Source organism: Candidatus Edwardsbacteria bacterium (assembly GCA_018821925.1).
Lineage (GTDB): Bacteria > Edwardsbacteria > AC1 > AC1 > EtOH8 > UBA2226.
Window position 1 is genome coordinate 20751 of sequence record JAHJLF010000042.1, and the last position, 6519, is coordinate 27269.

Genomic DNA, 6519 nt, shown 5'->3' on the forward strand with positions numbered 1-6519 from the left:
AGATTTATTAGAAGTGGAATATGCAGGAAGCAAGAATATTGTGTGTCTTTTCAATGTACTTCTCAGTATAAGTATTAGCAGGTATTTCTATATCTACCCAATTAGTAACACCATATTCATAAGCCAGGTCCAACATAACCTTGCCCATGACCAAGCCAAAACCGCCGGTAAATACCTTACCTACGGCTTGTGTGGTATCTGTCCCGTCGCCATAATGACCAGTAAACAGTTTGGGATCTGTTCTAAAGCCCAAACGAACTGGGAATACTGCAGTGGCTCCTGACAAAATATATTCCAACCCAAAACGGAACTGGTTTACATTATGCCATCCCATATTATAAGTAGTATCTTTTGTGCCGGTTGCCACCCAAGTAAGTGTATCATATACGGCTATTTTTTTCGTTGCTTCCGAATTGGAATAGCTGCGATGCTCGAAATCAGCAGAGATAGTAAACTTATCAGTTGGCTTTAACGCAATTCCGGCACCAAACATCAAGGGCATTGTGACTTCAAAATCAGGATATGTTGTGTCATATGTAGCAGGTGTTAAATAGTTAGATGTTCTTTGCCTCTCAGCAGATTCAGTCAATGTGAACGGCAATCTCATAGAAACACCAATATTAAATTTATTCATTGTTGCCAGAGCACCGGCATTTATGTTAAACCCGGAGTAGCTATAATTTTCCTCTACATTATAAAAATCGCCGTCGCTATAGGTCCTCTCACTGGTATAGGTAGATCCTTTAACTAATATATTACCCGCAGCGCCAACTGAAAATTGTGGTGTAACCTGAAAAGCAATAGCCGGGGTAATAGCATCGATACCTCCGGTTTGTTTTTCTTCCCTCTCCCAAGTAATTGTATTAGTCCCATCAAAGTATGATCCGGTATCGCTATCGGCAAAACCAAAATCAATTAACCTTTGATATGCAACTGCCAATACTAGATTTTTATCTGCTGCCTTTAACGGCAATATAAAGCTGGCAAAACTTGGAGCAAAGTGCGAAATACTGTTTGATTCATCATAGCTACCGCCGATCCAAGTCTCCTCATATGAATACTTTTTTATGTTGAAAAAACCATTGATCGAAGCTTCCATTTTATCCAACTGGGCTATACCAGCCGGGTTCCATCCCACAGCCGTAGCATCATCAGATACACCAATGAATGCCCCGCCCATGCCGTGGGCCCTTGCGCCAGCGCCCATAATGTTGAAATCGATGTTCTGGGCGTAGGCCAGCGAGCCGATAGCGGCTAGTGCCAGCAAAAGTAAACCTAATTTACGCATTGTGAGTTCCTCCAGATTAATATTATAAATTTGATTACTACCATTTTTTAGATACCTATTAACAAATTTAAAGGAACGCTCCACCCCCCTTCGTGAATAAATTACGAAATACGAATTATAAAATTATTGTTTTAAAAACTGGATTCCCGGTCAGGCCGGCTGAGTACCATAGCCTGGATTCCCGTCTGCACGGGAATGACAATATAGCCGAAATGCGCCTATGGAGTGGAATGACATATTGTGCCAGTCTGACGACGGCGTACGTCATGATCCCGGTTTCGTAAATCATGTAAATCCTGTCAGAGAATTGCCCTTCTAAAGGGGTGAGGTCTACTTGGCCACCACCTTGTTACCCACGGCAAAGGTCTGGCCCGGTTCCTTCTCCACCACCTGGGCCTCGGACATCTTGGCCTGGACCTCGGTCAGCAACAGCTCGCCCATCTTAGTCACCTGCTTGCCCAGGATCTCCCCGGTCACCGGGTGGGTAATGGCATCGCCCTCCTTGTAGACCACCATCTTCATGCCCTTGCGCATCCCTTTGGCCGAGCCCACATCCAGCACTATGGTCGGCACGTCGGCCTTGATGACATAGCCCTCCACCAGCGGAACGTCGTTATAGACCTGAATGGATATATCGGTGGCCATGTTCTTGACATCCTGCAGGGAGTTCTTGGGGCTGTAGGCGTCCTTGGCGGTGATGATAACCCCGGATTCGGTGTCTATCAGCCGGGCATCCATGCCCACTCCAGTTGGGGTGGAGGATATCGAGCCGATCAGGATGGCGTCCACCCCGATCATCTTGCCTACCTTGACCGCCCTGGCGGGGTCTATGGCCCCGGTCATGCCCAGCTTCTGCTCGTTCATTACCTTATCAATCTGGGATCTTTCGATTATCTTGAACCGCCTTAAGCTGTATAAAGAGGTGATCATCTTATCCTGGACGGTGCTGGAGATGGTGGCGTCGCCGCCCTTGTTCTCGAAGGGCAGAACCGCTATGGACAGCCGGGATCCCACCTGGGTGACCCGGGTGGGGTCGTAGGTCAGGGCCCCCACCGGCAGGGTGCCGGCATCGCTGGCCCTGCTGGCGGTCTTTTCGGCCTCCAGTCTGGCCAATCTCTCCCTTTCTCCGCCAAGGCGCCTTTCTTCCAGGGCCACCTTTTTGGCAGTGGCCTCATTGGCATCCTTCTTCTGCCTTTCTAAGGCCGCGAACTGCTCAGCCAGGCGTTTTTTCTCCCGCTCTATCTGCTCCCGCTCCTTGGCCAGTCGTTTTTCCTCATCCCGGTCAACATAGGGGGTGATCGAGGCGGCCGACGGGGCATCCCCCCGCGACAGCTTATTCAGGTATTCCCGGGCCCGCTTGGAAGGGGCAAAAGCCTGGGACAGCTCCAGGGATTTCTTGGCATTGGCCGCGTCGCCCAGGTTATAATAACATACCCCCATCTCGCGGTGCGGGAAATAGTCCATAAAATGCATCCCGTACATCCGGAACTGGGGTTTATCCTTGAATTCCAAAGATGCGGCGCTGCGGAACTCTTCAATGGCACGGTCCCAATTCCCCATCTTCATGTACTTCTGGCCGTCCTCGTAGTAATTATACCACTTGCCGCCGGCATATATTGTAGCAGGCAGGATCAAGGCCACAATCAGTGCTAAAACAAACTTCCTAAAATTGAGCATACTTCTCCTCCTTTTTAAAAATGTTCTCATAATTGAGGGACAAAGTCAAGATTTTTTTTAAATAATTATATTTTTTACTCTTTTGATCTGGCATGGGATATAAAATACTATTTGCCGGCCGGGGGGTCTATGGGGTAATGGCCGTCTAAGCAGGCATAGCAGTAGTTCTCCGGCTCTTTAAGGCACGATTTCAGGCCCTCCAAGGACAGATAACTGAGAGTATCCGCCCCCACGAACTGCCTGATCTGCTCCACCGACTGGGACGAGGCGATCAATTCGTGTATCCGGGGGGTATCCACCCCGTAGAAACAGGGGTGCTTTATGGGCGGCGAGGCTATCCGGAAGTGTATCTCCTCCGCCCCGGCCTCCCGGATGAACCCCATCAGCTTCTTGGAGGTAGTGCCCCGGACGATGGAATCGTCCACCACCCCCACCTTCTTGCCATGGACCAGGCTTTTTACCGGGTTGAATTTGAGCTTGACGGCGAAATCCCGTATGGCCTGGGTGGAGCCGATAAAAGTCCGGCCGATGTAATGGCTACGGATCAGGGCCAGTTTAAAGGGAATCCCGGCCTGGTCGGCATAGCCCAGAGCGGCATTGTTGGAGGAATCAGGCACCGGCAGGACGAATTCCGATAATATTTGACTCTCCTCGGCCAGTTTCTGGCCGAACATGAACCGTTTTTGGGCCACGCTCTCGCCGTAGACCACGCTGTCCGGGCGGGAGAAATATATATGCTCGAATACGCAATGCTTGTATTGGGGCATCTTTTTAAGCCGCCGGCTCTCGGTCCCGCCGGGTCTGACTATGAACAGCTCGCCCGGCTCGATATCCCGTTGATAGGTTCCACCCATGGTCTCGATGGCGCAGCTCTCCGAGGCGAAGACCAGCCCGTCGCCCGATTTTCCCAGGGAAAGCGGCCGGATGCCCAGGGGATCCCGGAACACGTACATATCGCCCTTGAACAGCAGGATGGCCGAGTAGCTGCCCCTGACGGCGTCCATCATCATCTCTATGGCCCTGGCGATATCCCCGCTTTGCTCGTAATAGCAGGCGATGGAGGCCACTATCACCTCAGCATCGTTGGAGCCGTAGGGGGTGAACCCCTGGGATTTAAGGTAACGGGTCTGCTCCAGCATGTTGGTGACGTCGCCGTTGGAGACGATCACCATCCGGCCGTCCTTGGTATCGGCGTGATGGGGCTGGGCGTTGACCAGGGAACTGTCCCCGGCGGTGGGATATCGGGTATGGCCGATGGCCACCCGGCCCGGCAGGGCGGCCAGCACCTCGGGCTTGAAGATGTCAAACACCAACCCCTTATCCTTGTGTATCCTGACCTCCCGCCCGTCACAGACCGCCATCCCGGCGTTGTCCTGCCCCCGATGCTGCAGGGCAAAAATGCCCAGGTACAGCATCTCGGAGGCTTTGTCAAAATTATAGACCCCGCAAACTCCACACATGTAATATATCCTTTTAATCTAGCTGTGTCGACGTTTTGTTATTTTACACAAAGGGAAACCGTCATCCTGAGAAAACATCATTGTTAAACAAGCCGAAGGATCCCTCAATTTGATTTTTTTCGATGTGCATTCTATATAAAAACCAAAGAACTCGTCACCGCGAGAAAATCAACTTGCTTGGCAAACGAAACGATCCATTCATAGATTGCTTCATATGCCCAGCGAGGAAGTAGTCATCGCAATGACCGCTACAATGATAAAAAACCTCCCTTCGCTTTTTATCAAAATTTATTATATCATAAACCTAATCTTATTATAAGCGAAAAAACAAAGTTCCGATAGGGTTAATCGGAACTTTTTATTTGTTCAGACAGGATCAGTCGTACTGATGCACGAACAGCCCGCTTCTGAGCTTCGGCTCGAACCAAGTGCTCTTGGGCGGCATTACCTGGCCGGAGTCGGCCACCGAGATCAGCTGTTTGATGTTGACCGGGTGCAATGAAAAAGCCACTGCCTGCTTGCCGGAATCCACCAGCTTGACCAATTCTTTTGTCCCCCGGATCCCGCCCACAAAGTTGATCCGCTTGTCTGTGCGGGGGTTCTCTATGCCCAGCACAGGATTTAGAAGATTGTCCTGGAGGATTGAAGCGTCTAATCTTTTCACCGGATCCTTTTCATCATAGCTTCCCTCCTTGGCAGCCAAAAGATACCACTGGCCGTTCAGGTACATCGAGAACTTCAGGTTGCCGCCGGGAAGGTCCGGGGCATCTTCGGTGACTTTGAATTTGTCGCCGATCTTTTTAAGAAATTCCTCCTTGGTATTTCCGTTCAGGTCTTTCACCACCCGGTTGTAGGCCATGATGTTCATCTGGTTGTCCGGAAAGATCACGGTCAAAAAGAAATTATACTCCTCGTTCCCGGTGTGGTTGGGGTTCTGGGCCTTTCTCTCCTTCCAGATCCGCCAGGCGGCCGCGCTGCGATGGTGCCCGTCGGCCACGTACATGAATTTGAGTTTAGAGAATTCAGTTTTCAGCTCGCTGATTAGCTTATCCTCATCGCAGACCCACAGGGTGTGTTTGACGCCGTCATCCGAGATGAAATCGTATTCCGGGGCTTTCTTGATCCAGTCGTTGACCAGAGAATCTATGGCTGGGACCGCCGGGTAGGTGAAGAACACCGGCTCGGTGTTGGCATTGATGGTTCCGATGTGCCGGGTGCGGTCGTCCTCCTTGTCGGGCCGGGTATGCTCGTGCTTTTTGATGATGTCCCTATCATAATCTTCGGCCGAGGCCGATGCCACCAGGCCGATCTGGGAGTGGCCGCCCATCACCTGCTTGTAGATGTAGAAACAGGGTTTCTCTTCCTGGAACAGCCAGCCGTTGGCCTTAAACTTATCGAAGTTTATCTTCCCCTGGTCATAGACCTGGTCGGCGTGCTCGTCGGTCTTGGGGTCCAGGTCTATCTCCGGGCGGCTGATGTGCAGGTAACTTTTGTCGTTGCCCTTGGCCAGCTCCCGTGCCTCCTCGCTGTTGACCACGTCGTAGGGCGGCGCGGCGATGTCCTTGGCGAACTCCTTCCTGGGGCGGACTGCCTGGAACGGTAGAACGACTGCCATTGGTGCTCCTGATGTTTTGTATTTAAAAATATGGATTGATTGCAATGATTGTTAATTCTATAATATTTCAACCCGAAATTCAACCGATTTTATCTCACTCTTCTTCTGTTGATTGAAATTAATCATTGAAGGGACACGGCGCACCGTGTCCCTTCAATATTTATCTACAGATATTAACGTAAGGCGCGATCAGGAATAGCTTGTATTGTCCCAGCAGTGGGTGCAAAGGTCCTCTTTGGGAAGCCCTATAGCATTGACCAGATCATCCATCTTTTGGTATTTCAGGGTGCTCAGCTTCAAACGCTGCCGTATTTTCTCCGTCATGGCAATGTTTTTCTCCGAGCCGTTCAATGCATATTCACCGAGGTGTTTGTCATCGGCTCCCTCCAGTTCCTTTATTGCCCTTCTGCCGGCTAGATCCAGGATGGAATGGGATGTGGAGAAATTCAGGAAATCGCAGGAGAAAAGCAACGTCGGGC

The 6519-nt window shown here is 50.7% G+C and carries 5 protein-coding genes; all 5 read right to left on the reverse strand.

The annotated features are described in order from the left end of the window. Nucleotides 1-7: 7 nt before the first annotated feature. Nucleotides 8-1288, reverse strand: coding sequence for an outer membrane protein transport protein (locus KJ869_04395; protein ID MBU1576430.1), 1281 nt, complete (start codon nt 1286-1288; stop codon nt 8-10). A 330-nt stretch (nt 1289-1618) separates the two neighbouring features. After that, nucleotides 1619-2965 (reverse strand): hypothetical protein, encoded by a 1347-nt coding sequence (locus KJ869_04400; protein ID MBU1576431.1) that lies wholly within the window; start codon nt 2963-2965, stop codon nt 1619-1621. A gap of 107 nt (nt 2966-3072) precedes the next feature. Then, nucleotides 3073-4425 (reverse strand): amidophosphoribosyltransferase, encoded by a 1353-nt coding sequence (gene purF / locus KJ869_04405; protein MBU1576432.1) that lies wholly within the window; start codon nt 4423-4425, stop codon nt 3073-3075. A gap of 376 nt (nt 4426-4801) precedes the next feature. Further along, on the reverse strand, nt 4802-6040 hold the full coding sequence (locus KJ869_04410) for a DUF1015 family protein (protein MBU1576433.1): 1239 nt from the start codon (nt 6038-6040) through the stop codon (nt 4802-4804). A gap of 189 nt (nt 6041-6229) precedes the next feature. Next, nucleotides 6230-6519 (reverse strand): amidophosphoribosyltransferase (locus tag KJ869_04415; GenBank protein MBU1576434.1); only part of this gene is annotated, 290 nt, incomplete at its 5' end.